This is a genomic window from Mycolicibacterium sp. ND9-15 (genome assembly GCF_035918395.1).
Taxonomy (GTDB): domain Bacteria; phylum Actinomycetota; class Actinomycetes; order Mycobacteriales; family Mycobacteriaceae; genus Mycobacterium.
This window is the reverse complement of record NZ_CP142362.1, coordinates 275,632-302,615: the sequence shown is the minus strand read 5'-3', so window position 1 is coordinate 302,615 and position 26,984 is coordinate 275,632. Positions and strand designations below refer to the sequence as shown.

Genomic DNA, 26,984 nt, shown 5'->3' with positions numbered 1-26,984 from the left:
CGACGTCCTTTAAGGAGCCGTCCAGAGAGGCGGAGAAGGAGGTCAGAGTCGCTTGGGCGCGCATTCAGACTCGTCAGGCACCGACCGGGAGTTGATGTCCGCAGCGGACGTCGGCCGGACCATCTCCCGCATCGCCCATCAGATCATCGAGAAGACCGCACTCGACGGACCCGATGCCCCCCGCGTGGTATTGCTCGGCATCCCGACCCGCGGCGTCACGCTTGCCACCCGGCTCGCCGAGAAGATCAACGAATTCTCCGGCGTCGTGGTCCCGCACGGCGCGCTGGACAACACGCTGTACCGCGACGACCTCGACTTCAAGCCGCCCCGGGCGCTGGAGGAGACGTCGATCCCCGAGGGTGGCATCGACCAGGCCCTCGTCATCCTCGTCGACGACGTGCTCTACACCGGCCGCTCGGTCCGCTCGGCGCTGGACGCCCTGCGCGATCTCGGCAGGCCGAGGGCGGTGCAACTGGCGGTCCTCGTCGACCGTGGGCATCGCGAGTTGCCGCTGCGCGCCGACTACGTGGGCAAGAACGTGCCCACGTCGCGAACCGAGAACGTCAAGGTCCGGCTGGCCGAACACGACGGCCATGACAGCGTGTCCATCGCGCCTCACGGAGGTCCGATTCGGTGAAACATCTGCTCTCGGCGGCGGATCTGTCGCGCGACGACGCGGTGGCGATTCTCGACAACGCCGACCGCTTCAGCCAGGCTCTGCTCGGTCGCGATGTCAAGAAGCTGCCGACCCTGCGCGGGCGCACGATCATCACGATGTTCTACGAGAACTCGACCCGCACCCGGGTCTCGTTCGAGGTCGCGGGCAAGTGGATGAGCGCGGACGTGATCAACGTCAGCGCCTCGGGATCGTCGGTTTCCAAGGGTGAATCGCTGCGCGACACCGCGCTGACGCTGCGGGCCGCCGGCGCCGACGCGCTGATCCTGCGGCACCCCGCTTCCGGTGCGCCGCAGCAACTCGCCGAGTGGACGGCCACCGGGGACGGGCGCGGGCCGGCGGTCATCAACGCCGGCGACGGCACCCACGAACACCCCACCCAGGCGCTGCTGGACGCGCTCACCATCCGCCAGCGGCTCGGCGACATCGAGGGCAGGCGGGTGGTGATCGTCGGCGACGTCCTGCACAGCCGCGTCGCCCGTTCTAACGTGCTGCTGTTGCACACGCTCGGCGCGGAAGTGGTCCTGGTCGCACCGCCCACCCTGCTGCCGGTCGGAGTCGCCGACTGGCCGGTCACGGTGTCGCATGACCTCGACGCCGAACTGCCGATCGCCGATGCGGTGCTGATGCTGCGGGTGCAGGCCGAGCGCATGAACGGCGGGTTCTTCCCGTCGGCCAGGGAGTACTCGGTGCTCTACGGCCTCTCCGAGAAGCGGCAGGCGATGCTGCCGGGCAACGCCGTCGTGCTGCACCCTGGCCCCATGGTCCGCGGTATGGAGATCGCGTTCTCCGTCGCCGATTCGCCGCAATCGGCGGTGCTGCAACAGGTTTCCAACGGCGTGCATATCCGCATGGCGGTGCTGTTCCACCTTCTGGTCGGAGCCGAGGAAGGGGCGATCAGCGCATGAGTTCCGTACTGATCTCCGGAGTGCGGCTCTACGGCGAGGGCGACCGCGTCGACGTGCTGGTGACCGACGGGCAGATCGCCGACATCGGCGCCGAACTCCCGATCCCCGACGAAGTCTCAGACGTCATCGACGCCACCGGCCAGGTCCTGCTGCCCGGCTTCGTCGATCTGCACACCCACCTGCGCGAGCCGGGCCGCGAGTACGCCGAGGACATCGAAACAGGTTCGGCCGCAGCGGCATTGGGCGGCTACACCGCGGTCTTCGCGATGGCCAACACGAACCCGGTCGCCGACAGCCCGGTAGTCACCGACCACGTCTGGCAGCGAGGGCAGCAGGTCGGCCTGGTCGACGTGCACCCCGTGGGCGCGGTCACCGTCGGGCTGGCGGGCGCCCAACTCACCGAGATGGGCCTGATGGCCGCAGGTTCCGCACAGGTGCGGATGTTCTCCGACGACGGCATCTGCGTGCACGACCCGCTGATCATGCGCCGGGCGCTCGAATACGCCACCGGGCTCGGTGTGCTGATCGCCCAGCATGCCGAGGAGCCGCGGCTCACGGTCGGCGCGGTCGCCCACGAAGGCCCCAACGCGGCGCGGCTCGGTCTGGCCGGGTGGCCGCGCGCGGCCGAGGAGTCGATCGTCGCGCGTGATGCGCTGCTGGCACGCGACGCCGGGGCGCGGGTGCACATCTGCCACGTGTCGACCGCGGGCTCCGTCGAAATCGTGCGATGGGCCAAGGCGCAGGGCATCTCGATCTCCGCCGAGGTCACCCCGCACCACCTGCTGCTCGACGACGAGCGCCTGGCCACCTACGACGGGCGCTACCGGGTGAACCCGCCGCTGCGTGAGGCCGCCGATGTCCGGGCGCTGCGCCAAGCGTTGGCGGACGGGATCATCGATTGTGTGGCCACCGATCACGCTCCGCATGCCGAGCACGAGAAGTGCTGCGAGTTCTCCGTCGCCCGCCCCGGCATGCTCGGGTTGCAGACCGCGCTGTCGGTGGTGGTCGACACGATGGTGCGGCCGGGGCTGCTGACCTGGCGCGACATCGCGCGGGTGATGAGCGAGCGGCCCGCGGAGATCGTCGGTCTGCCCGATCAGGGCAGGCCGCTGGAGGTCGGTGAGCCGGCCAACCTGACCGTCGTGGATCCCGACGCCACCTGGACGGTCGAGGGGTCCGCGCTGGCCAGCCGGTCGGCCAACACGCCCTACGAGGCGTTCGAACTGCCCGCGGCGGTCACGCTGACCCTGTTGCGCGGCAAGGTGACTGCGCGGGACGGAAAGAGCCCGGCGTGAATACGGGCACGCTTGTCGGGTCGCTGATCATGGCCGCCATCGTCGCCGTGGTCATCGCGGTGCTGATCCAGGCGATGATTCGCGGGTGGCGACGTCGCGCCGAGCGTCAGGCCGTGCGCATCGGCACGCTGCCCGCCCTTCCGGACACCGTCGGGCCGGCGATCGTGTCCGCCACCAAGGGTCTGTACGTCGGGAGCACGTTCGCTCCGCACTGGAACGACCGGGTCGTCGTCGGCGATCTGGGCTTCCGGACCAAGGCCGTGCTGACCCGCTACCCCGAAGGAATCATGCTGCAGCGCAGCGGTGCCGTGCCGATCTGGATCCCCGACGAGGCGATCACCGAGATCCGCAAGGAGCGGGGGATCGCGGGTAAGGCTATGACACACGAGGGCATTCTCGCGATCCGCTGGCGGCTGCCGTCGGGCACCGAGATCGACACCGGGTTTCGCGCGAACGACCGTCGCGAGTACTCGCACTGGGTGGAACAGGAGACGGCGTGACCGGAACCGGCAAGGTGGCGACGAGCGCTCGTCGCGAAGAGCAGAGGGCACTGCTGGTGCTGGAGGACGGCCGGGTGTTCACCGGCACGACGTATGGCGCGCGCGGGCAGGCGCTCGGCGAGGCGGTGTTCTCCACCGGCATGTCCGGCTATCAGGAGACGCTCACCGACCCGAGCTACCACGGACAGATCGTGATCGCGACGGCACCGCAGATCGGCAACACCGGCTGGAACCACGAGGACGCCGAGAGTCGCGGCGACAAGATCTGGGTGGCCGGCTACGCGGTGCGCGACCCGTCGCCGCGGGCCTCGAACTGGCGAGCCACCGGCACGCTGGACGCGGAACTGGAAGATCAAGGCATCGTCGGGATCGCGGGCATCGACACCCGCGCGGTGGTGCGGCATCTGCGCAGTCGAGGTTCGATGAAAGCGGGAGTGTTCTCCGGGCGGGCACTGGCCGAGGCGGACGAACTGCTCGACCGGGTGCGTGAGCAGCCCGGCATGCTCGGCGCCGACCTGGCCGGCGAGGTCAGCACCGATACTCCCTATGTAGTGGAACCCGAAGGGCCGCAACGGTTCACGGTGGTCGCGATCGATCTCGGTATCAAGACCAACACCCCTCGCAACTTCGCGCGCCGCGGTATCCGCAGCCATGTGCTGCCCGCGTCGGCGACCTACGAGCAGATCGCCGGCCTCAAGCCGGACGGGGTGTTCCTGTCCAACGGCCCAGGTGATCCTGCGACCGCCGATCACATTGTCGGCGTCACCCGTGAGGTGCTCGGCGCAGGCATCCCGCTGTTCGGCATCTGCTTCGGCAACCAGATTCTCGGCCGCGCGCTCGGGCGCTCGACGTACAAGATGGTGTTCGGCCACCGCGGGATCAATGTGCCGGTGATCGACCACGCGACCGGCGCCGTCGCGATCACCGCGCAGAACCACGGGTTCGCGCTCGAGGGTGAGGCCGGGGAGCGCTTCGACACCCCGTTCGGCGAGGCGGTCGTCAGCCACACGTGTGCCAACGACGGCGTCGTCGAGGGCATCAAACTCGTCAGCGGGCTTGCCTTCTCGGTGCAGTACCACCCCGAGGCCGCGGCGGGCCCGCACGATGCGAACTACCTGTTCGACCAGTTCGTCGACCTGATGGCGGGAGAGAAGTGAGCGCGAACGACCGCTGTTGTACAGATCGTCGCGGCGTGTCGCGTGCAGACACGGCCGCTCGTGGTAGGAGGGACGGGCATGCCGCGGCGGAGTGACCTCAACCACGTGCTGGTGATCGGCTCGGGCCCGATCGTGATCGGCCAGGCCGCGGAGTTCGACTACTCCGGCACCCAGGCGTGCCGCGTGTTGCGGGCCGAAGGGCTGCAGGTCAGCCTGATCAACTCAAATCCGGCCACGATCATGACCGACCCGGAATACGCCGACCACACCTACGTCGAGCCGATCACACCGACCTTCGTCGAGCGGATCATCGCCCAGCAGGCCGAGCGCGGCAACAAGATCGACGGCGTGCTGGCCACGCTGGGCGGCCAGACGGCGCTGAACACGGCGGTGGCGCTCGCCGAGAACGGGGTGCTGGACAGGTACGGCGTCGAGCTCATCGGCGCCGACTTCGAGGCCATTCAGCGCGGCGAGGATCGGCAGCGGTTCAAGGACATCGTCGCCAAGGTCGGTGGCGAGTCGGCGCGGTCCCGGGTGTGTTTCACGATGGACGAGGTCCGGGAGACGGTCGAAGACCTGGGGCTGCCGGTCGTGGTCCGGCCGTCGTTCACGATGGGCGGGCTGGGCTCTGGCATGGCGTATTCGGCCGATGACGTCGAACGGATGGCCGGCGACGGTCTCGCGGCGTCACCGAGCGCGAACGTGCTGATCGAGGAGTCGATCTTCGGCTGGAAGGAATACGAGCTCGAGTTGATGCGCGACGGCCGCGACAACGTCGTGGTGGTGTGCTCGATCGAGAACCTCGACCCGATGGGTGTGCACACCGGCGACTCGGTCACCGTCGCACCGGCGATGACGCTCACCGACCGCGAGTACCAGACGATGCGCGACCTGGGCATCGCCATCCTGCGCGAAGTGGGCGTCGACACCGGCGGCTGCAACATCCAGTTCGCCGTCAATCCGGCCGACGGGCGCCTGATCGTCATCGAGATGAATCCGCGGGTGTCGCGCTCGAGCGCGTTGGCGTCCAAGGCCACCGGGTTCCCGATCGCCAAGATCGCCGCCAAGCTCGCGATCGGCTACACCCTCGACGAGATCGTCAACGACATCACCAAGGAGACCCCGGCCTGCTTCGAGCCGACCCTGGACTACGTAGTGGTCAAGGCGCCGCGGTTCGCCTTCGAGAAGTTCCCCGGCGCCGACGGCACCTTGACCACGACGATGAAGTCGGTCGGCGAAGCGATGTCGTTGGGCCGCAACTTCATCGAAGCGCTCGGAAAGGTGATGCGCTCGCTGGAGACCGGCCGCGCCGGGTTCTGGACGAAACCCGACGCCGAAGAAGACACCGTCACGGTCGAAGAGTTGTTGACGCGGCTGGAAACGCCCACCGACGGGCGCCTGTACGACCTCGAACTGGCGCTGCGCCGTGGCGCGACCGTCGAGCAGGTGTCGCGGGCATCGGGCGTGGACCCGTGGTTCGTCGAGCAGATCGCCGGGCTGGTCACGCTGCGCGAAGAACTGCTGGCTGCCCCGGTGCTGGACGCCGATCTCCTGCGGCGCAGCAAGTACCACGGTCTGTCCGATCGCCAGATCGCCACCCTGCGCCCGGAGTTGGCCGGTGAGGTCGGAGTGCGGGCGCTGCGCAGCCGGCTCGGGATCCATCCGGTGTACAAAACCGTCGACACCTGCGCGGCCGAGTTCGAGGCCAAGACGCCGTACCACTACAGCAGCTACGAGCTCGACCCCGCCGCCGAGACCGAGGTCGCACCGCAGACCGAGAAACCCAAGGTGCTGATCCTCGGCTCGGGGCCGAACCGCATCGGCCAGGGCATCGAATTCGACTACAGCTGTGTGCATGCCGCCACCACGCTGAGCGAGGCCGGTTTCGAGACGGTCATGGTCAACTGCAATCCCGAAACCGTGTCCACCGACTACGACACCGCCGACCGGCTGTACTTCGAACCGCTCACGTTCGAAGACGTCCTCGAGGTGTACTACGCCGAACAAGCCTCCGGGGCAGGCGGCCCCGCCGTCGTCGGCGTCATCGTGCAGCTCGGCGGTCAGACCCCGCTGGGCCTTGCCGAACGACTCGAGATGGCCGGCGTGCCGATCGTCGGAACCAGTCCCAAGGCCATCGACCTGGCCGAGGACCGCGGCGCATTCGGTGAGGTGCTCAACACCGCCGGCCTGCCCGCACCGAGGTTCGGCACCGCGACCAGCTTCGAGCAGGCCCGCCGAATCGCCGCCGACATCGGCTATCCCGTGCTCGTGCGCCCGTCGTACGTCCTCGGCGGCCGGGGCATGGAGATCGTCTACGACGAAGAAACCCTGCAGGGCTACATTCACCGCGCCACCGAGCTCTCGCCGGAGCATCCCGTGCTCGTCGACCGCTTCCTCGAGGACGCCATCGAGATCGACGTCGACGCGCTGTGCGACGGCAGCGAGGTCTACATCGGCGGCATCATGGAGCACATCGAGGAGGCCGGGATCCACTCCGGCGACTCGTCGTGCGCGCTGCCGCCGGTGACGTTGGGCCGCAGCGACATCGAATCGGTGCGCCGTGCCACCGAGGCCATCGCGCACGGTATCGGCGTCGTCGGGTTGCTCAACGTGCAGTACGCGCTCAAGGACGACGTGCTGTACGTGCTCGAGGCCAACCCGCGTGCCAGTCGCACGGTCCCGTTCGTCTCGAAGGCGACGGCGGTGCCGCTGGCCAAGGCTTGCGCCCGGATCATGTTGGGCGCCAGTATCGCTTCGTTGCGCGACGAAGGTGTGCTGGCCAAGAGCGGTGACGGGGCGACTACAGCGCGCAACGCACCGGTCGCCGTGAAGGAGGCCGTGCTGCCGTTCAACCGCTTCCGTCGCGCCGACGGTGCGCAGATCGACAACCTGCTGGGGCCGGAGATGAAGTCCACCGGCGAGGTGATGGGCATCGACCGCGATTTCGGCAGCGCGTTCGCCAAGAGCCAGACCGCCGCCTACGGTTCGCTGCCGACCGAGGGCACCGTTTTCGTGTCGGTGGCCAACCGCGACAAGCGTTCCCTGGTGTTCCCGGTCAAGCGTCTGGCAGACCTGGGATTCCGGGTGTTGGCGACCGAAGGTACCGCGGAAATGCTGCGTCGCAACGGTATTCCGTGTGACGAGGTCCGCAAGCACTTCGAGCCGCCGGGAAACGGCAGGCCTGCTGCCTCGGCGGTGGACCTGCTCAAGGCCGGCGAGGTCGACATGGTCATCAACACCCCGTACGGCAATTCGGGCCCGCGCGTGGACGGCTATGAGATCCGCTCGGCCGCGGTGTCGAACAACATTCCCTGCGTGACGACCGTGCAGGGCGCCTCGGCGGCCGTGCAGGGCATCGAGGCCGCCATCCGCGGCGACATCGACGTGATGTCGCTGCAGGAACTGCACAGCGCGCTGGGGCCGTAGCCGTGGACGGGTTCGGCCGACGACTGGCGGCCGCGATATCCCGGCGCGGACCACTGTGCCTGGGCATCGACCCGCATCCGGAGTTGCTGCGGGCGTGGGGATTGCCCGTCGACGCCGAGGGGCTGGCCCGCTTCTGCGACGTCTGCGTGGACGCGTTCACCGGCTTCGCGGTGGTCAAGCCGCAAGTCGCGTTCTTCGAGGCCTACGGCGCCGCCGGTTTCGCGGTCCTCGAACGCACCATCGCGGCGCTCCGCGATGCCGAAGTGTTGGTGCTCGCCGACGCCAAGCGGGGCGATATCGGCTCCACGATGGCTGCCTACGCCCAAGCCTGGGCGGGGGATTCGCCCTTGGCCGCCGATGCCGTCACCGCGTCACCGTATCTGGGATTCGGCTCGCTGCGGCCGCTGCTCGACGTCGCCCACGCGCACGGCCGCGGGGTTTTCGTGTTGGCGGCCACGTCCAACCCGGAAGGCGCAGCCGTGCAGCGCGCCGAGGCGGGGGGAGTGACCGTCGCGCAGTCGATCGTCGATGCCGCCGGTGCGGTCAACCGCGACAGGGCGCCGGAGCCGGGTGCGGTAGGAGTGGTCGTCGGTGCGACGCTGGCCGACCCGCCCGACGTGAGCGCGCTCGGCGGTCCGGTGCTGGTCCCCGGCGTGGGAGCGCAGGGCGGGCGTCCCGAGGCCCTCGGTGGCCTCGGGGAAGCCGAACACGGCCAGCTGTTGCCCGCCGTCTCTCGTGAGGTGCTGCGCGCGGGGCCGGATCTGTCCGCGCTGCGGGGAGCCGCCGAAGCGATGCGCGACGCGGTGGCCTACCTGGCCTGATGGTGCGACACCGCACAGCTCAAAGGCAACATCAAAAACATCTGTCACAGGCATCACACTCGCGGGCCGCGCGACACGCCCGAATGCGTATGACCAGCGAAAATTTTCTTTTTCGCCAGCTGGGTCGGCTCGCGGTGTGGCGCAGGTCACGCCCCGGGCGCGTGAAAACGGGCGTCCCACGATCCGAATTGCCTTGATATACAGGCAATTCCGGTGGCGGGAAGCGGGATTTCGCCGTCCCGGGCGTCGAGACGCACATCGTGTGTCGTGCGCGCGACCGCCCTACACGCTGGGCTTTTGACGCCCCAACCAGGGGGTGGGGTTCGCTTTCGTCAGCCTGCGTGGGTACGGTCGTCGTCGCTGGCTGTTTCTGGGTTCTTTCCCTATCAGCCGAGGCAGTAACAACCGATGGTGACGAGACGGAGGAACCCCGTGGCCCTTCCCCAGTTGACCGACGAACAGCGCGCGGCCGCGTTGGAGAAGGCTGCCGCCGCACGTCGAGCCCGAGCCGAGCTGAAGGACCGGCTCAAGCGCGGCGGCACCAACCTCAAGCAGGTGCTCAAGGATGCCGAGACCGATGAGGTCTTGGGCAAGATGAAGGTTTCTGCGCTCTTGGAGGCGTTGCCCAAGGTGGGCAAGGTCAAGGCGCAGGAGATCATGACCGAACTCGAGATCGCGCCGACCCGCCGCTTGCGCGGCCTCGGCGATCGTCAGCGCAAGGCGCTGCTGGAGAAGTTCGACCAGTCCTAGGCGCAGAAGTTTGAGCGCCGGCCGAGGGGCCGGCCGTGTTGTCGTGCTGTCCGGCCCCTCAGCCGTCGGGAAGTCGACCGTCGTTCGCTGTCTGCGCGAACGCGTCCCCGACCTGCATTTCAGCGTCTCCGTGACCACCAGGGCGCCCCGCCCCGGCGAGGTCGACGGCGTCGATTACTCGTTCGTGACGCCTGACCGTTTTCGTGACCTGATCGCCGAAGGGGGCCTGCTCGAATGGGCGGAGATCCACGGCGGGCTGCATCGCTCCGGCACCCCTGCCCAACCCGTCCGCGATGCCGTCGCCGCCGGTAGGCCCGTCCTCATCGAGGTGGACCTGGCGGGGGCGCGGGCGGTCAAGAGGGCCATGCCCGAGGCGCTCACCGTGTTTCTCGCCCCGCCCAGCTGGGCGGAACTCGAGAGCCGACTCGCCGGGCGCGGCACCGAGACGCCCGAGGTGATAGAGCGCCGGCTGGCGACCGCGCGAGCCGAACTTGCCGCGCAGGGCGACTTCGACACGGTCGTCGTGAACAGCCAATTGGAGTCTGCCTGCGCGGAATTGGTATCCTTGCTGGTGGGCCACCGATAACCCCGCGCCGGCCACGGTGCCGTCTGACCCGACAGCCACCTAGCATCCAGTCAAAACCGCCAGGAGATTTTTACGTGAGCACCCCGCACGCCGACACGCAGCTGGCCGCTGTGGACGACATCGACAGGTCCGGCGCCAGCGCCTACGACACGCCGCTGGGCATCACCAATCCGCCCATCGACGAGTTGCTGGACCGCGCGTCGAGCAAGTATGCGCTGGTGATCTATGCCGCCAAGCGTGCGCGCCAGATCAACGACTACTACAACCAACTCGGCGACGGCATCCTCGAATACGTCGGCCCGCTGGTCGAGCCCGGGCTGCAGGAGAAGCCGCTGTCGATCGCGCTGCGCGAGATCCACGCAGACCTGCTCGAGCACACCGAAGGCGAGTAGCAACCAGCGATCTCAGGGGAGCGGCCGCCATGGAGCCGAAGCGGATCATCGTCGGCGTCGCCGGTGGCATCGCCGCCTACAAGGCGGCCACCGTCGTCAGGCAGCTCACCGAGGCAGGGCACAGCGTCCGGGTCGTGCCGACTGAGTCCGCGCTGCGGTTCGTCGGTGCCGCCACCTTCGAAGCCCTCTCGGGAAACCCAGTGCAGACGGGCGTCTGGGACGACGTCCATGAGGTCCCGCACGTGCGTTTCGGGCAGGAAGCCGACCTCGTCGTCGTTGCGCCCGCCACCGCGGACCTCCTGGCGCGTGCCGTGGCGGGCCGGGCGGACGACCTGCTGACCGCGACGCTGCTGACCGCTCGATGTCCGGTGCTGTTCGCCCCGGCCATGCACACCGAGATGTGGTTTCACCCGGCGACCGTGGAGAACGTCGCCACGTTGCGCCGCCGCGGAGCGGTCGTGCTCGAACCGGCGTCGGGCAGGCTGACAGGATCCGACAGCGGAGCGGGCCGGCTGCCCGAAGCCGAGGAGATCACGACGCTGGCCGAGCTTCTGCTGACCAGGGGAGATGCCCTGCCCTACGACCTGGCCGGCGTGAAGGTGCTGGTGTCGGCGGGGGGCACCCGCGAGCCCATCGACCCGGTGCGCTTCATCGGCAACCGCAGTTCGGGCAAGCAGGGATATGCGATGGCTCGCGTCATGGCCCAGCGCGGCGCCGACGTCACGCTGATCGCCGGTAACACCACCGGGTTGATCGACCCGGCCGGCGTCGATGTCGTGCGCATCGGGGCGGCCGCCCAGCTCAAGGACGCGGTGTCCAAACACGCTCCGGACGCCCACGTGCTGGTGATGGCCGCCGCGGTGGCCGATTTCCGGCCGACGCAGATGCAGACCAGCAAGATCAAGAAGTCCGCCGACCCGGCCGCCGCGGACCCGGTCATCGAGTTGACCCGCACCGAGGACGTGCTGGCCGGTGCGGTGCGGGCCCGCGCCGACGGACTGCTGCCCAACATGCGCGCGATCGTGGGATTCGCTGCGGAGACCGGCGATGCCAACGGCGACGTGCTCCAGCATGCCCGTGCGAAGTTACAGCGCAAGGGATGCGATTTGCTCGTGGTCAATGCGGTGGGCGAGAACCGGGCGTTCGAAGTGGACAACAACGACGGTTGGCTGCTCGCGGCCGACGGCACGGAGTCCGCGCTGGAGCACGGTTCGAAAACACTGATGGCCAGCCGTATCGTGGACGCGATCGTGGCCTTCCTACGGAGCGGCGGGTAGCCCGAGTCACTTCGCTGCGTGAAATGCTTGCCTGCGACCGGAGCACACGCTTAGGTGCAACAGGGCAGACTTATAACTTGATGAACTAACTATCTTGAAGATGACTTTGAGCGGAAAGGATCACAGCGTGAGTGAAGCTCGGCTGTTCACCAGTGAGTCGGTAACCGAGGGCCACCCCGACAAGATCTGCGACGCCATCAGCGATTCGGTGCTCGACGCGTTGCTCGCGGGCGATCCCAAGTCGCGGGTCGCGGTGGAAACGCTGGTCACCACCGGGCAGGTGCACGTCGTCGGCGAGGTGACGACCGCGGCCAAGGAGGCGTTCGCCGACATTGCCACCACCGTGCGCGAGCGCATCCTGGAGATCGGCTACGACTCGTCGGAGAAGGGTTTCGACGGCGAGACCTGCGGTGTGAACATCGGCATCGGCCGCCAGTCGCCGGATATCGCGCAGGGTGTCGACACCGCACACGAGACGCGGGTCGAGGGTGCCGGCGACCCGCTGGACCTGCAGGGCGCCGGTGACCAGGGCCTGATGTTCGGCTACGCGATCCGCGACACCCCGGAGTTGATGCCGCTGCCGATCGCGCTCGCGCACCGGTTGTCGCGCCGGCTGACCGAGGTCCGCAAGAGCGGCGTTCTCGACTACCTGAGGCCCGACGGCAAGACCCAGGTCACCGTCCAGTACGACGGCACCACCCCGGTGCGCCTCGACACCGTGGTGCTCTCGACGCAGCACGCCGCTGGCATCGACCTGGAGAAGACGCTGACCCCGGACATTCGCGAAAAGGTCGTCAACACGGTGCTGGCCGACCTGAACCACGACTCGATGGACACCTCCGACTTCCGCCTGCTGGTCAACCCGACCGGCAAGTTCGTGCTCGGCGGCCCGATGGGTGACGCGGGGCTGACGGGCCGCAAGATCATCGTCGACACCTACGGCGGCTGGGCCCGTCACGGCGGCGGGGCGTTCTCGGGCAAGGATCCGTCCAAGGTGGACCGGTCCGCGGCCTACGCGATGCGCTGGGTGGCGAAAAACGTCGTCGCAGCGGGTCTGGCCGAGCGCGTCGAGGTGCAGGTGGCCTATGCGATCGGCAAGGCGGCTCCGGTCGGGCTGTTCGTCGAGACGTTCGGCAGCGAGACCGTCGATCCGGCCCGCATCGAGAAGGCGATCACCTCGGTGTTCGACCTGCGTCCCGGCGCTATCGTGCGCGACCTGGACCTGCTGCGGCCGATCTACGCGCAGACCGCCGCGTACGGCCACTTCGGCCGCACCGACGTCGAGCTGCCGTGGGAGCAGCTCAACAAGGTCGACGAGCTGAAGGCCGCCGTCTAGAGCGCGGCGATTTGTGGAGCCGCACCGGCGGTGAGCGCCGGTAACGCTCCACAAATCGCTACGCGGTGAACTCGTAGTCCCGTAGCGGGAAGCGGCGGCTGCGCCAGTAGGCCTCCAGCGTCGTGGTGGGCCGCAGCGGCGCGTCGCCGTTCTTGTCGAAGTAGTAGCTGTTGGCTTGCTTGCAGCTGTCCTGCCAGAAGATCTGGCGGTGTCGCTTGCGCATCATCTCGGCGAAGTAGCGATCGTTGGCCTCCCGCGTCACTTCCACGCGGCGGGCCTGCTTGCGGCGGGCGTGCTTGAGGCAGCGCACGATGTGATGAGTTTGCGTCTCGATCAGGGCGAAGTACGACGAGCCGACGTAGCCGTAGGGTCCGAACACCGTGAAAAAGTTCGGGAAGCCTGGCACGCTGACGCCTTCGTAGGCCTGCAGTCGGTGTTCCTGCCAGTGCCGACTCCAGGACCGGCCACTGGACCCGGTGACCGGATAGGTCGGCATGTCGTCGGCGTCCATCACCCGGAAACCGGTGGCCAGGATCAGCACGTCGACGTCGCGGGTCTGCCCGTCGGTGGTCGCGACCCCCGAGCCGGTGACCTTGTCGATCGGCTCGGTGACCAACTCCACGTTGTCGCGGTTGTACGTCGACAGATAGGTGTTGTGGAAGCCGGGCCGTTTGCACCCCACCGCGTAGCGCGGCGTGAGCTTGTCGCGGACCTCCGGGTCGTCGACCTGCTTGCGCAGATACGCTTCGCCGACTTTCGACATGTTCTTGGCCATCGGGTTGACGGTGAAGTACTGCGCGGGCAGCGTGAACGTCAGCTCGACGTAGGCCTGGCTGAGAAGCCGTTGCACCACATGACCGCCGGGCAGCCGCATCATCCGTCGCGCGATCGGCGACAGCGGCACGTCGAACTTCGGAAAGCACCAGATCGGCGTGCGCTGAAAGACCGTGAGCCGCTTGACGATCGGTGCGATTTCGGGAATCACCTGCACCGCCGAAGCTCCGGTACCGATCACCGCGACCCGCTTACCCCTCAGGTCCTGCTTGTGATCCCAGCGCGCGGTGTGCATCGTCACTCCGGCGAAGGAGTCGACGCCGTCGATGTCGGGGAATTGCGGGGTGATCAGTACGCCGCACGCGTTGATCAGGAACCGCGCGGTGGCGACCTCACCGGAGTCCAGTTGGATCCGCCACAGGCTCTCGTCGTCGTCGAACGCCGCACCGAGCACCTTGGTGTTGAAGCGGATCTTGGGCCGCAGCCGATACTTGTCGACACAGTGCTCGGCGTACGCCCGCAACTCGTGTCCGGGCGCGTAGGTGCGGGTCCAGTCCGGGCTCTGCTCGAAGGAGAATTGGTACGAGAATGACGGAATATCAACGGCGATACCGGGATAGGTGTTCCAGTACCAGGTGCCGCCGGGACCATCGCCGGCCTCGATGATCAGATAGTCACCGAGGCCGGCCTTGTCGAGGTTGATCGCAGCGCCGATGCCGGAGAAACCGGCACCGACGATGAGGGTGTCGTGATCGGGCAGTGCGGCCATCGACTCACCGTACTCCGAAGGCTGCGCCGCGGCCGGAGACCGCCGTCAGCCGTGCAGCGCGTTGCGCAGCGCGCTCAATCCCCGCTCGGTGGCCTCGGTGGCGGCGGGCACCACGCCCGCGTAGCCGAGGTACCCATGGATCAGCGTCTCGGCGTTGTGCAGGTCGACGGCAACGCCCGCAGCCGAGAGCAACTCGGCGTATCGGGCGCCGTCGTCGCGCAGCGGATCGTGCCCCGCGACCGCTATGTAGGCGGGCGGCAGCCCGGTGAGGTCTTCAGCGCGAGCCGGCGCCAGTGTCGCGGGCATGTCCGACAGATCCATGTCTGCGACATACCAACGCGAAAAGCCCGTCACCGCAGCAAAGTTGAGGAGCGGCGCGTCCGCGTTCTCGGCGAACGACGGCAACGACACGTCCCACGTCGTCGCGGGATACCACAGCAGCTGGAAGCGGATCGTCGGTCCGCCCGCGTCACGCGCCAACTGTGACACCACCGCAGCGAGATTGCCGCCCGCCGAATCGCCGGCCACCGCGAGGCGGTCGGCGTCGGCCTCCAACTCCTCGGCGCGTTCGGCGACCCACTGTGTCACCGCCCAGACGTCGTCGACGGCGGCGGGGAAGGGATGCTCGGGGGCCAGTCGGTAGTCGACGGAGACCACTACCGCGTCGGCGTGGGCCGCGTGCCAACGGGCGGTGCCGTCGTAGCTGTCGAGATCGCCGACCGACCAGCCACCGCCGTGGAAGAACAGCACCACCGGAGGTGGCGTCTCGCGTTCGGTCGTCGGCCGGTACACCCGCACCGGGATCGGCCCGCCGGGCCCGTCGACCGTACGGTCCTCGGCGCGCACCTCGGGATGGACCTCCACGCGGGGCAGCGCGTTGAACCGCTGCCGTGCGGCATGCGCTCCTCCGTCGGTTGTCAACTGAAATGGCACCGTCTCCAGTACCTTCAGCAGGATGGCGTCTATGGGTTCTCGGCTGGCCGGCCCTACCTCAGCGACTGACATGAGGACACCGTACGTCCACCCGCGAACCAGGCTTCTGTGGGTGGCGGGCGCGGCCGTCGCCGCCTGCTACGGGGTGTTCCTCATCGTGACCGCGGTGCGGCTTCCCGCGGGCGCGGAACTGACCGGCCAGTTCACGCTGCAACCCGCGGTCAAGGCGGCCGCGGCGGTGCTGCTCGCGGCGGCCGCATCGGGCCACCCGATCGCCCGCGAACGTCGCTGGCTGGTGGCCGCCCTGCTGTTCTCGGCCGCGGGCGATTTCTTGTTGGCGCTGCCGTGGTGGCAGCCGTCGTTCGTGCTGGGACTGGCCGCCTTCCTGGTCGCACACCTGTGCTTCCTGGCCGCCCTGCTGCCGCTGGCCGTCCGCTCGACGCCGCGGCTGGTCGCCGCGGCGGTCACGGTCGGCGCCTGCCTGGCCTTGCTGGTGTGGTTCTGGCCGCGGCTCACCGCTGAGGGCATGGCCGTGCCGGTCACGCTGTACATCGCGGTGCTCGGCGCGATGGTGTGCGCCGCACTGCTGGCACGCCTGCCGACGCCCTGGACCGCACTCGGCGCGGTGTGCTTCGCGGTGTCCGACGCGATGATCGGCATCGGCAAGTTCGTGCTCGCCTCGGAGGCCCTGGCCGTGCCGATCTGGTGGGTGTATGCGGCCTCGCTGCTGCTCATCACCGCCGGCTTCTTCTACGGACGCGCGTCGGCGCAGTCTGCTACATCTCTCTAGGTGACGGGCACCAGACAGCGCGCCGAACACGAGCCGATCGCGCGTGTGCTGCCGATGCTGACGGTGCCTCATTTGGACCGCGAGTTCGACTACCTGGTCTCGAGCGAACAGTCCGACAACGCCCAGCCCGGCGTCCGCGTGCGGGTCCGGTTCCACGGTCGGCTGGTCGACGCGTTCATCCTCGAAAGACGTTCGGACACCGACCATGTCGGCAAACTCGGGTGGCTCGACCGGGTGGTTTCCGCCGAGCCGGTGCTGACGCCGGAGATCCGTCGACTGGCCGACGCGGTCGCCGCCCGCTACGCGGGCACTCGCGCGGACGTTCTGCGGCTGGCGATTCCGCCGCGGCATGCCCGCGTCGAGAAACAGGACCCGACGCAACCGGCGCTGTTCGGCGCTCGTCCCGTCGACCCCGCTGCCTGGAACGTGTACGGCCGGGGCGAGCAGTTCGTCGCGGCGTTGGCTGCAGGTCGCGCCGCCCGCGCGGTCTGGCAGGCGCTGCCCGGGGAATCCTGGCCCGATCGGCTGGCCGAGGCCGCGGCGATCACGGTGAACTCGGGTCGCGGGGCGCTGCTTATCGTGCCGGATCAGCGCGACATCGACGCGGTGCACGCCGCCGCCGTGCGCCTCGTCGACGAGGATCGGGTGGTCGCGCTGTCGGCGGGACTCGGCCCCGCCCAACGCTATCGGCGCTGGCTGTCGGTGCTGCGCGGCAGCGCCCGGTTGGTTGTCGGCACCCGCAGCGCCGTGTTCGCCCCCGTCGCCGATCTCGGCCTCGTGATGGTCTGGGACGACGGCGACGACACGCTCGCCGAGCCGCGGGCGCCGTACCCGCACACCCGCGAGGTGGCGATGCTGCGGGCCCACCAGCTCCGCTGCGCCGCCCTGATCGGCGGGTACGCGAGGACGTCGGAGGCGCACGCGCTGGTGCGCAGCGGCTGGGCGCACGACCTGGTCGCACTGAGGCCCGTGGTGCGGGCCGCCTCACCGCGTGTCATCGCACTCGACGACAGCGGTTTCGAACAGGAACGCGACCCCGCCGCTCGGACGGCCCGGCTGCCGTCGATGGCGCTGCAGGCCGCCCGCAGGGCGCTGGAGTCCGGCTCGCCGGTGCTGGTCCAGGTGCCCCGCCGCGGATACCTGCCCGCACTGGCATGTGCGCGCTGCCGGACGATCGCCCGATGCCGCAACTGCACCGGCCCGCTGTCGCTGCCCGACCGCGACGCCGCAGGCGCGGTGTGCCGGTGGTGCGGACGCGCCGATCCCGCCTTGCGCTGTGCCCGGTGCGGTTCGGATACGGTGCGCGCGGTCGTGGTCGGCGCCCGGCGCACTGCCGAGGAACTCGGCCGGGCTTTCCCCGGTACGACGGTGATCACCTCCGGCGGCGACGCGATGGTGGCGCAGGTGCCGTCACACCCGGCGGTCGTGGTCGCGACGCCCGGTGCCGAGCCGGTCGCCCTGGGTGGCTACGGCGCCGCGCTGCTGTTGGACAGCTGGGCGCTGCTCGGCCGCCAAGATCTGCGGGCGGCAGAGGACACGCTGCGCCGCTGGATGGCCGCCGGCGCCCTGGTGCGCAACCGGGCGGACGGAGGGGTGGTCGCCGTGGTCGCCGACTCGGTGATCCCCACCGTGCAGGCGCTGGTCCGCTGGAATCCCGTCGGGCACGCGGAGGCAGAGCTGAACTCCCGCACCGAGGTCGGCCTTCCGCCGGCCGTGCACATGGCAGCGATCGACGGCGTGCCCGAGGCGGTGCACGCACTGCTCGACACTGCGGCGGGCGCACCACCGGACCGAGGTGGGCTTCCCGACGCCGCCGAGCAACTGGGTCCCGTCATTCTGCCCATCGGTGCACGCCGTCCGCCGGGGTTGCCTTCCGACAGCACCGTGATACGGATGCTGGTCCGGGCGCCCCGCGAGACCGGGCTGGCGTTGTCCTCGGCTCTGCGCCGGGCGACGGCGGTGCTCAGCGCGCGCCACGACCAGCAGCCAGTTCGCATTCAAATCGACCCGCTGCACATAGGGTGAACCGGAAAACCTGCGCTGCAGGTAACAGGAGGTCCGCATGCGTCGGCTGGTGGCATGGTCGATCACATTGCTGTTGTTGGCCTTTGGGGTGCTCTGGCCCCTCGTCTTCACCGGCGGCGGATCCGGCGTCGCGCCCGCCGACGACCCGGTGGTCATCACGGAGTACGACGTGGACCTCGTCGTCGACGAGAACGGCCGGCTCGACGCCGTGGAGACCATCACGACGGAGTTCCCCAGCGGTAGGCATGGACTCTTCCGCTACTGGGATGTGGCCAACCCCAACAGCCCCCGGGTACGGCAGGTGCCGGAGGTCGAATCGATTCTGCTCGACGGCAACTCGGTCCCCTACCAGATGCTGTGGGAGAGCGGTGAGCGGTTCCGGGTGGCCAAGATCGGCGATCCCGACAGCTACCTCCGCTACGGCGAGCACGTATTCGAGATCCGCTACTCCATCGACGGCGTCCTCGATCCCGGAACCACCGGTGAGGACCGGACATTCGCCTCGTCGACCGGTAGAACCGCCGCTTCGGGTTCGGTGTTCTTCTGGAACGTGATCGCGCCGGCCTGGAACAACCGGATCCAGCGGGCCGACATCTCGATCAGGCTGCCCGGCGCCGTCCCCGGTGTCCAGTGCTCGGTCGGCCATGGTGTCGGCGCGCCGTGCCGGGACGTGTCGGTGACGGGTGACAGGGTGACGTTCGCGGCCCAGAACCTCGCGCCGCGCACACCCGTGACGGTACGTGCGAGCGTCGACGTGGCGACGCCGCCGCGCGCCGAACTGCCGTGGAGCTACAAGTGGGATCGGGTGTTGGGGCGGTCGTTGACCGGTGTGCTGTGGGTCGCGGCGCTGACCGTGGCATCCGGTCTGGCCGCCCGGCTGTGGTACCGCACCACTGTCGAACCGGCGCCGGGATTTCCACTGCAGTACGCGCCGCCTGCGGGTCTCGGCCCCGTCCAGACCGAGTACATCCGCACCGAAGCCGTTCCCAAAGAGGGTCTCACCGCGACGCTGTTCTACCTCGCCGAGCGCGGGCTGATCGAGCTGCGCCAGATCAGCGACAAACACTGGCGGATCCGCACTATCGCCGATCACGACGCGTGGCTGGACGTGGACCCGGTCAGCGTACAGGTTGGTTCGGCGCTGAAATTGCTGAACCGGGGCAGCGAGTTCGACGCCAAGAAGACCGTCAAGTCCGGACAGAAGCTCGACAAGGCCAAAACCGATATGGCCAAGGCGGTCAAGATCTGGGCGTTCGACAACAAGCTGCTCGTCAAGCGGCGCAAGGAGCTGTGGGTCCGGGTCGCGAACGCCATCGCGTTCCTGTTCATGCTGTTCGCGGTCTTCCGGTGGTTCTTCCCGGCGACGATGTGGGCGCTGCCATTCGCGGCCTTCTTCCTGCTGTCCATCGGATCGTGGATCGCGGGCGTGGGTACCCGCCGAACCAAGGGGGGACGCGAACTCTGGTCGCGCGCAGGCGGATTCCACCGCATGCTGACCACCGACTCGGCCGAGGCGCGCTTCGACTTCGGGGCGCGCAGGGATCTCTACTCCGCGTATGTCCCGTTCGCGGTCGCGGCGGGGGCCGCGGCGCTGTGGGCCAAGAAGTACGAAACGACGATGGGAACGGCTGCACCTCAGCCGGATTGGTACCACTCGTCGTCGACCATCGGCACCGGATTCATAGGCAGTTCCGGCGGCGCGAACTTCGACAGCTTCGAGTCGGCGTTGTCGTCGTCGATCGCGGCCTACACCGCATCGCAGTCGTCGAGCGGCGGCAGCAGTAGCGGAGGCGGTGGTGGCGGCGGTGGTGGCGGCGGAGGCGGGGGAGGAGGCGGCTCGTGGTGACGCTCCTGCTGGCGATTGCGTTGCTGATGGCGGTGCTGGCATTCGTCTTCTTCGTGCTCGGCTACAACAAGCTGCGCGCGGCCGATGTGCGAGTGGCCGAGGCGCTCAGCGGTATCGACGTCGAGTTGACCCGCCGCGCGTCGCTGATCCCGAGCCTCGTGCACACGGTGCAGACCTTCGCCGCACACGAGAAGGGCATCCTCGACCACGTCACCAACGCCCGAGCGGCGCTGACCTCGGCCACCACCGGTAAGTCTGTGGCCCAACGCAGCGCCGCCGAGAGGGAACTCGACTCCGCTTTGGTGCCGCTGCTGGCGCTCGGGCAGAACTACCCGCAGCTCAATTCGTCGAACAACTTCCTGAACCTGCAGGAGAACCTCACCGACAGCGAGAACAAGCTCGCCTTCGCGCGCCAGTACTACAACGACTCGGTCGCGACCCTGAACCGGTTGATCACCACGATCCCGTGGATGTTCGTCGCACCGCTGACCGGCGTGTCGGAGCGCGAGTACTACCAGACCCCGCGGTGAGCGCCTCGATTCCTCATCGAGATCTGCGGGAGGGCTGTGGCGCAGATATCGACGTGAGAATTGGCAGCGAGCGCTTGGACGCGTCGCCAAGGGTCGTCTCTAGACTGGCGCGGTGCGCATCGTCTTCGCCGGCACCCCGGAACCCGCCCTGCCGTCGCTGCGCCGACTCATCGAATCGCCACGTCACGACGTCGTCGCGGTGCTCACCCGGCCCGACGCCGTCGCGGGCCGGCGCGGCAAGCCGGCCCCCTCGCCGGTGGCCCGGCTCGCGCTCGAGCACGACATCCCGGTGCTGCGGCCTTCGAAACCCAACTCCGACGAGTTCATCGCCGAACTGGAAAGCCTTGCCCCGGACTGCTGCGCGGTGGTCGCCTACGGCGCGCTGCTCAGCCAGCGACTGCTCGCGGTGCCCGAGCACGGCTGGGTAAACCTGCACTTCTCCGTGCTGCCCGCCTGGCGCGGTGCGGCGCCGGTGCAGGCCGCGATCGCCGCCGGAGACACCGTGACGGGTGCGACGACCTTCCTCATCGAGCCCGCGCTCGACTCGGGCCCGGTCTACGGTGTGGTCACCGAAACGATCCGGCCGACCGACACCTCAGGCGATCTGCTTGAGCGACTGTCGATTTCGGGTGCCGAACTGCTGGAAACCACCCTCGACGGGATCGCCGACAGCAGACTGACGCCGGTGCCCCAGCCGCCGGACGGCGTGACGATCGCCCCGAAGATCACCGTCGAAGAAGCCCGGGTGCGGTGGGACCTGCCCGCCCACGTCGTTGAGCGGCGCATCCGGGCCGTCACACCGAACCCCGGCGCGTGGACGATGATCGGTGACCTTCGGGTCAAACTCGGCCCGGTCACCGTCGACGAAGGGTCGGAAATCCTGAGCCCCGGCGCGATCCGGGCCGGCCGCCACGGGGTGCGCGTCGGCACCGCCTCCGCGCCGGTGCTGCTCGGCGTGGTCCAGCCGCCCGGCAAGAAGCCGATGAACGCGGCGGACTGGGCCCGCGGCGCCCGGCCCGACGAGTCGGCACGAGCCGAATGACACAGCCGCGCAAGAGGCGTCAACAACGCCGCAAGCCACTGGACCCGGCCCGTCGCGCCGCGTTCGACGTATTGCGCGCCGTCTCGGAGAAGGACGCCTACGCCAACCTCGCACTGCCGGCGATCCTGCGCGACCGTAAAATCACCGGCCGCGACGCCGCGTTCGCGACCGAACTCGCCTACGGCGCCTGCCGGACGCGAGGTCTACTGGATGCGGTCATCGGCTCCGCCGCCGGCCGCCCGCCCGACCGCATCGATCCGGTCCTGCTCGACCTCCTGCGAATCGGCACCTACCAACTCCTGCGCACCCGGGTCGAACAGCACGCCGCGGTGTCGACCACCGTGGAGCAGGCGGGAATCGAATTCGACTCGGCGCGAGCTGGTTTCGTCAACGGCGTGCTACGCACGATCGCATCGCGCGACGAGCGGTCCTGGGTCGAGGAACTGGCTCCCGACGCGGCCACCGACCCGATCGGCCACTCGGCGTTCCTGCATGCGCATCCCCGGTGGATCGCCCAGGCCTTCGCCGATGCCCTTGGCGCCGACGCGGGCGAACTCGACGCGCTGCTCGCCAGCGACGACGCCCGTCCCGCCGTTCACCTCGCGGCGCGCCCCGGGGTGCTGACCGCCACGGACCTGGCCGCACAGGTCGACGGCACGGTAGGACGCTATTCGCCGTACGCGGTGTATCTGCCCGGCGGCGATCCGGGCCGGCTGCAAGCGGTGCGCGAGGGCGCCGCGTTGGTGCAGGACGAGGGCAGCCAACTCGTCGCTCGGGCCCTGACCCTTGCCGAGGTGGACGGGTCCGACGGCGGCCGCTGGCTGGACCTGTGCTCCGGGCCGGGAGGCAAGACCGCGCTGCTGGCCGCGCTCGGCGACGGCGCGCGGGTGACGGCGGTCGAACCCGCGTCCGCGCGCGCCGATCTCGTCGAGCAGAACACCCGCGGGCTGCCCGTCGACGTGCTGCGCGTCGACGGCCGCGAACCCGGTGTCGAGCCGGGCTTCGACCGGGTGCTGGTGGACGCACCCTGCACCGGGCTGGGGGCGTTGCGGCGCAGGCCGGAGGCCAGGTGGCGGCGCCGGCCCGGCGACGTGCCGCCGCTGGCCAAGCTGCAGCGCGAGCTGCTGGCTTCGGCTATCCGGTTGACGCGGCCGGGCGGTGTGGTGCTCTACGCCACCTGCACGCCGCACCTGGCCGAGACCGTGGGCGTCGTCTCCGACGCGTTGCGCCGTCACCCGGTGACCGCGCTGGACACTCGGCCGCTCTTCGCGCCGGTCGACAATCTCGGCGACGGGCCGTACGTGCAGTTGTGGCCGCACCGCCACGGCACCGATGCGATGTTCGCCGCAGCGCTCAAAGTAGGGTAGGCGCATGGCAAGACCCCTCATCGCGCCGTCGATCCTGGCTGCCGACTTCGCCCGCCTCGCCGATGAAGCCGAGGCAGTGCGGGGCGCGGACTGGCTGCACGTCGACGTGATGGACAACCATTTCGTGCCGAACCTGACCATCGGTCAGCCGGTCGTCGAGGCGTTGCTGAAGGTGACCGACATCCCGATGGACTGCCATCTGATGATCGAGAATCCCGACCGGTGGGCACCGCCGTACGCCGAAGCGGGCGCCTACAACGTGAGCTTCCACGCCGAGGCCACCGACAACCCCGTGGGCGTCGGCCGCGACATCCGCGCGGCGGGCGCCAAGGCGGGCCTCGCGGTCAAGCCCGGCACCCCGCTGGAGCCGTATCTGGAGATCCTGCCCGAGTTCGACACGCTGCTGATCATGTCGGTGGAGCCGGGTTTCGGCGGCCAAGAGTTCATCCCGGAGGTGCTGGTCAAGGTCGGCGCCGCCCGGCGGCTGGTGGACGCAGGCGAGCTGACGATCCTCGTCGAGATCGACGGCGGCGTCAATGCCGACACCATCGAACAGGCCGCCGAGGCGGGGGTGGACTGCTTCGTGGCGGGGTCGGCGGTCTACAGCGCAGCGGATCCCGCCGCCGCGGTCGAGTCGTTGCGACGGCAAGCCGCCGCCGCGTCCAAGCATCTGGGGCGATGAACCTCGAGTCCGCGATGCGGCTGGCGATCCAGCATGCCGAGAACGTCAAGGGCGCTACGTATCCGAATCCACCTGTCGGAGCGGTCATTCTGGACCGTGATGGCGAGGTGGCCGGCGTCGGCGCGACCGAACCACCCGGCGGTCCGCACGCCGAGGTACTCGCCCTGCGTAGGGCCGGCGAGCGCGCCGTCGGCGGCGCCGTGGTCGTGACACTCGAGCCGTGCAACCACCACGGGCGGACCCCGCCTTGCGTGGATGCGCTTGTCGCCGCGGGTGTTTCGACAGTCGTCTACGCGGTCGCCGATCCGAACCCCGTCGCCGCAGGAGGGGCGGCGCGACTGGCCGATACCGGGCTGACCGTGACCGCCGGTGTGCTCGCCGACGCGGTGGCGGGCGGGCCGCTGCGTGAATGGCTGCACCGGGAGCGCACTGGATCACCGCATGTGACATGGAAATTCGCGACAAGTGTGGATGGCCGCAGTGCGGCGGCGGACGGCAGCAGCCAGTGGATCACCAGCGAAGCCGCCCGCGCCGATGTACACCGTAGGCGCGGCGTCGCCGACGCGATCGTGGTGGGCACCGGCACAGTGTTCGTCGACGACCCGGTGCTCACCGCACGACTGCCGAACGGCACGCTGGCCGAGCGTCAGCCGCTTCGTGTCGTCGTCGGTGAGCGTGAGATCCCCCAGGATGCACGGGTTCTCAACGAGGACTCCCGCACGATGGTGATCCGCACGCACGATCCGCACGAAGTCGTCAAGGCGCTCTCCGATCGCACCGCCGTGCTGCTCGAGGGCGGCCCCACGTTGGCGGGTGCTTTTCTGCGCGCCGGGCTCATCGACCGGATCGTCGCTTATGTCGCACCCATCCTGCTCGGGGGTCCGATAACCGCCGTCGACGATGTCGGTGTGTTGAGCATCGCGCACGCTCAGCGCTGGCGATTCGACGGGATCGAACCGATCGGACCCGACGTGCTGCTCAGCCTCGTTCCGGGGTAGCCGCTTCCTCAGCGTCTTCGGGCTCCTCCGCTTGCAGCGGACGGTGCTCGATGAGGTCGCGCGTCCCGGCCGCCCCCAGTTGTTCTCGAAACGCGCGCACCGTGTAGCTCACGACTGTCGCGTCGGTGCGCGCCTGCGCCGTCGCCGATCGCGGCAGGTGGAACAATGGGCCGATCTCGCCGAAGTAGTCACCCTCGGTGGCCAGTGCGAGCATTTCCACGCTACCGCCGGGAAGTTCGCGCGTGATCTCGATCTCACCCTTGGTCACGATGTAGATCAGGTCACCCATCGTGCCCTGCTCGAAGAGCACCTGACCCGCCTCCAACTCCACAGTCTCGGGTGGACGGTCCACCGAAGCGAATTCGGGCACCATCTCGACGACGCGATCGGCCAGCGGCAGAAGCCGGCTGTCGTGTGTCGCGACGACCACCATCCGGCTGCCGGAGGCCAACCCGCGGATCAGCTTCAGCACCTCCTCGACCTGGATGAAATCCAGGTGCGCGGTGGGCTCGTCGGCCAGGATCAGCGGTGGGTCCAACGCGATCGCGCGGGCCACCGCTACCCGCTGCTTCTGTCCGCCGCTGAGGTCTCCGGGCCGGTGGTCGAGGCGGTCCAGCAGACCGACGCGCGAAAGCAGCTGTTCGGCTCGCTTGCGCGAGGCTCGGCGCGACATGCCCGACGCGCGCAGCGGCACCATCACGTTCTCGACGGCAGTGAGGCTCGGCACAAGGTTGAATGCCTGGAATACGAAGCCCACTGTCTCGCGCCGGTATCTCGCAAGTTCCCTGCCGTCAAGGGATGTCACCTCGACGTCTCCGAATTTGATTGCGCCGCTGGTGGGTTGCAGGATCCCCCCGAGGCAGGACAGCAGTGTCGTCTTCCCGCATCCGCTGGGCCCCATCAGGATCACAAGCGAACCCGATGGGACGTCGAGGTTCAGGCCGTCGATCGGGCGCACCGTGTGTTCGCCGCTGGTGTACTCGACCACGAGGTCCTGGACCGACAGATCGCCCATGGCGTCAGGGACCTCCGAACGCCAGTGCGGGGTCGACGGACACCGCGCGGCGCAGCCCCGCTGCGCTGGCGATCAGGCCGATCACCACCGCGATCACCGGGAGGGCGACGAACGCCTGTGTCGGCACGATGACCTGCATGGGAAACAGCGGTCCGAGCAACAGCGACAGCCCCGCCCCGACCAGCGCAGCGAGCAATGCCACGATCACCGCCTGCAGCGCCAGCCCGGCCATCACCGAACGAGTCGGTACCCCAATCGCTTTGAACACCGCGAAGTCTCGCAGTCGTTCGAGCGCCGAGAGGTAGACCACCGATCCCACGATCAGCGCCGCCACGATCCACAGCAGCACCGCGACGATGGTGATCGAGTTGACTGCGACTTTCAACGGCCGCAGCAGATCTTCGATGGCTCCTTGTCGGTCCACCGCGCGGTAGCCGTTCGGCACCTGCTCGAGCGAACCGCGGACTCCGATCGAGGCGACCAGTTGCTCACCGCCGTACACCAATTGCTGCGCGCCCTGCGTGGTCAAGAAGACATTCGGCAGGTTCGCCAACGCGGTCGAGTTCTCCACGCGGCCGACGATGCGCAGGGTCTGCGAGGCGATCTCGACTTCCTCGCCGACGTTCCGGCCCAGCGTGGTCGACACCACCACCTCGCCGGGCGCGGCGGGCGGGCGCCCTTCGCTGACGGCCGGCATACCCGGACCGCGCTGCGGGGCGCCGAAGATGTCGACGTTGCGCGTCGCGCCGTCGAGGGTGGCGGTGCCCCCGGCGTAGGCCAGGGGAGCTGCCGCCTCCACGCCGGGTGCTGCGGCGATGCGTCGCAGCTCCACGGGCGCGAAGGGCGTCGCCCCCACGAAGGGGCCCGATGCGCCGGCCTTGACCACGAATTGGTCGACGCCCAGCGAGTCGACAGTATGCTCCGCCTCGGTTCGGAAACCGTTGGCCAAGCCGGTGAGAACCAAGGTCATCCCGAAGATGATCGCCGTGGACAACACCGCGATGACGAAACGCCGCCTTCTCCACTGCATGTCGCGCAGCGCGGCGATGAGCATGGCAGCGACGTTACTCAGGGATGTGGGTCCGCGGA

General features: G+C 68.9%; 24 protein-coding genes. 20 read left to right on the top strand and 4 right to left on the bottom strand.

What is annotated here, in order from left to right:
* Positions 1–94 precede the first annotated feature (94 nt).
* The 12 genes from pyrR (at position 95) to metK (ending at position 13,124) form a co-directional block, all read left to right on the top strand.
* The gene (gene pyrR, locus QGN32_RS01435; RefSeq protein ID WP_442791812.1) at positions 95–637 is read left to right on the top strand and encodes a bifunctional pyr operon transcriptional regulator/uracil phosphoribosyltransferase PyrR; all 543 of its coding nucleotides are present in this window, start codon (positions 95–97) and stop codon (positions 635–637) included.
* On the top strand, positions 634–1,584 hold the full coding sequence (locus tag QGN32_RS01430; RefSeq protein WP_326546914.1) for an aspartate carbamoyltransferase catalytic subunit: 951 nt from the start codon (positions 634–636) through the stop codon (positions 1,582–1,584). The genes pyrR and QGN32_RS01430 overlap by 4 nt, the downstream gene beginning before the upstream one ends.
* A complete protein-coding gene (locus QGN32_RS01425) occupies positions 1,581–2,879 on the top strand; it encodes a dihydroorotase (RefSeq protein WP_326546913.1) in 1,299 nt (432 codons plus the stop codon). The genes QGN32_RS01430 and QGN32_RS01425 overlap by 4 nt, the downstream gene beginning before the upstream one ends.
* Positions 2,876–3,379 carry a PH-like domain-containing protein gene (locus QGN32_RS01420; protein ID WP_326546912.1) on the top strand — a complete coding sequence of 168 codons (504 nt, stop codon included), beginning with the start codon at positions 2,876–2,878 and terminating at the stop codon, positions 3,377–3,379. Before QGN32_RS01425 ends, QGN32_RS01420 begins: the two co-directional genes overlap by 4 nt.
* Before the next feature lie 14 nt (positions 3,380–3,393).
* Positions 3,394–4,536 (top strand): glutamine-hydrolyzing carbamoyl-phosphate synthase small subunit, encoded by a 1,143-nt coding sequence (carA, locus tag QGN32_RS01415; protein WP_326548878.1) that lies wholly within the window; start codon positions 3,394–3,396, stop codon positions 4,534–4,536.
* Positions 4,537–4,614: 78 nt separating this feature from the next.
* Positions 4,615–7,962 (top strand): carbamoyl-phosphate synthase large subunit, encoded by a 3,348-nt coding sequence (carB, locus tag QGN32_RS01410; RefSeq protein WP_326546911.1) that lies wholly within the window; start codon positions 4,615–4,617, stop codon positions 7,960–7,962.
* 2 nt (positions 7,963–7,964) lie between these two features.
* Positions 7,965–8,783 carry an orotidine-5'-phosphate decarboxylase gene (gene pyrF / locus QGN32_RS01405; RefSeq protein WP_326546910.1) on the top strand — a complete coding sequence of 273 codons (819 nt, stop codon included), beginning with the start codon at positions 7,965–7,967 and terminating at the stop codon, positions 8,781–8,783.
* A 432-nt stretch (positions 8,784–9,215) separates the two neighbouring features.
* Entirely contained in the window at positions 9,216–9,533 is a 318-nt protein-coding gene (mihF, locus tag QGN32_RS01400) for an integration host factor, actinobacterial type (RefSeq protein WP_003889986.1), read from the top strand.
* 10 nt (positions 9,534–9,543) lie between these two features.
* On the top strand, positions 9,544–10,119 hold the full coding sequence (gene gmk / locus QGN32_RS01395) for a guanylate kinase (RefSeq protein WP_326546909.1): 576 nt from the start codon (positions 9,544–9,546) through the stop codon (positions 10,117–10,119).
* Between the two features lie 74 nt (positions 10,120–10,193).
* On the top strand, positions 10,194–10,511 hold the full coding sequence (gene rpoZ / locus QGN32_RS01390; protein ID WP_326546908.1) for a DNA-directed RNA polymerase subunit omega: 318 nt from the start codon (positions 10,194–10,196) through the stop codon (positions 10,509–10,511).
* A gap of 29 nt (positions 10,512–10,540) precedes the next feature.
* Positions 10,541–11,788, top strand: a complete 1,248-nt coding sequence (gene coaBC, locus QGN32_RS01385) for a bifunctional phosphopantothenoylcysteine decarboxylase/phosphopantothenate--cysteine ligase CoaBC (protein WP_326546907.1) — start codon at positions 10,541–10,543, stop codon at positions 11,786–11,788.
* Between the two features lie 127 nt (positions 11,789–11,915).
* Positions 11,916–13,124, top strand: coding sequence for a methionine adenosyltransferase (gene metK / locus QGN32_RS01380; RefSeq protein ID WP_326546906.1), 1,209 nt, complete (start codon positions 11,916–11,918; stop codon positions 13,122–13,124).
* A gap of 58 nt (positions 13,125–13,182) precedes the next feature.
* Here metK and QGN32_RS01375 read toward each other — a convergent pair whose 3' ends face one another.
* Positions 13,183–14,667 (bottom strand): flavin-containing monooxygenase, encoded by a 1,485-nt coding sequence (locus QGN32_RS01375; protein ID WP_326546905.1) that lies wholly within the window; start codon positions 14,665–14,667, stop codon positions 13,183–13,185.
* Positions 14,668–14,712: 45 nt separating this feature from the next.
* The gene (locus QGN32_RS01370) at positions 14,713–15,672 is read right to left on the bottom strand and encodes an alpha/beta hydrolase (protein WP_326546904.1); all 960 of its coding nucleotides are present in this window, start codon (positions 15,670–15,672) and stop codon (positions 14,713–14,715) included.
* Between QGN32_RS01370 and QGN32_RS01365 the strand changes: the two genes are divergently transcribed.
* From QGN32_RS01365 to ribD, 8 genes are all read left to right on the top strand, one after another.
* The gene (locus QGN32_RS01365) at positions 15,671–16,390 is read left to right on the top strand and encodes a lysoplasmalogenase (RefSeq protein WP_326546903.1); all 720 of its coding nucleotides are present in this window, start codon (positions 15,671–15,673) and stop codon (positions 16,388–16,390) included. The genes QGN32_RS01370 and QGN32_RS01365 overlap by 2 nt on opposite strands.
* Positions 16,391–18,415: a primosomal protein N' gene (locus QGN32_RS01360; RefSeq protein ID WP_326546902.1), complete on the top strand. Its 2,025-nt coding sequence runs from the start codon at positions 16,391–16,393 to the stop codon at positions 18,413–18,415. It abuts the gene before it with no gap.
* Between the two features lie 37 nt (positions 18,416–18,452).
* A complete protein-coding gene (locus QGN32_RS01355; RefSeq protein WP_326546901.1) occupies positions 18,453–20,261 on the top strand; it encodes a DUF2207 domain-containing protein in 1,809 nt (602 codons plus the stop codon).
* Positions 20,255–20,791, top strand: a complete 537-nt coding sequence (locus QGN32_RS01350; RefSeq protein WP_326546900.1) for a LemA family protein — start codon at positions 20,255–20,257, stop codon at positions 20,789–20,791. Before QGN32_RS01355 ends, QGN32_RS01350 begins: the two co-directional genes overlap by 7 nt.
* Before the next feature lie 112 nt (positions 20,792–20,903).
* Entirely contained in the window at positions 20,904–21,833 is a 930-nt protein-coding gene (gene fmt / locus QGN32_RS01345) for a methionyl-tRNA formyltransferase (protein WP_326546899.1), read from the top strand.
* The gene (locus QGN32_RS01340; protein WP_326546898.1) at positions 21,830–23,200 is read left to right on the top strand and encodes an RsmB/NOP family class I SAM-dependent RNA methyltransferase; all 1,371 of its coding nucleotides are present in this window, start codon (positions 21,830–21,832) and stop codon (positions 23,198–23,200) included. The genes fmt and QGN32_RS01340 overlap by 4 nt, the downstream gene beginning before the upstream one ends.
* 4 nt (positions 23,201–23,204) lie before the next feature.
* Complete coding sequence (gene rpe, locus QGN32_RS01335) at positions 23,205–23,882, top strand: ribulose-phosphate 3-epimerase (protein WP_326546897.1); 678 nt, start codon at positions 23,205–23,207, stop codon at positions 23,880–23,882.
* Positions 23,879–24,880, top strand: a complete 1,002-nt coding sequence (ribD, locus tag QGN32_RS01330; RefSeq protein WP_326546896.1) for a bifunctional diaminohydroxyphosphoribosylaminopyrimidine deaminase/5-amino-6-(5-phosphoribosylamino)uracil reductase RibD — start codon at positions 23,879–23,881, stop codon at positions 24,878–24,880. Before rpe ends, ribD begins: the two co-directional genes overlap by 4 nt.
* Here the strand turns inward: ribD and QGN32_RS01325 are convergent.
* A complete protein-coding gene (locus QGN32_RS01325; RefSeq protein ID WP_326546895.1) occupies positions 24,861–25,895 on the bottom strand; it encodes an ABC transporter ATP-binding protein in 1,035 nt (344 codons plus the stop codon). The two genes, ribD and QGN32_RS01325, sit on opposite strands and share 20 nt — an antisense overlap.
* A 4-nt stretch (positions 25,896–25,899) precedes the next feature.
* Positions 25,900–26,949: an ABC transporter permease gene (locus QGN32_RS01320; protein ID WP_326546894.1), complete on the bottom strand. Its 1,050-nt coding sequence runs from the start codon at positions 26,947–26,949 to the stop codon at positions 25,900–25,902.
* Positions 26,950–26,984 lie beyond the last annotated feature (35 nt).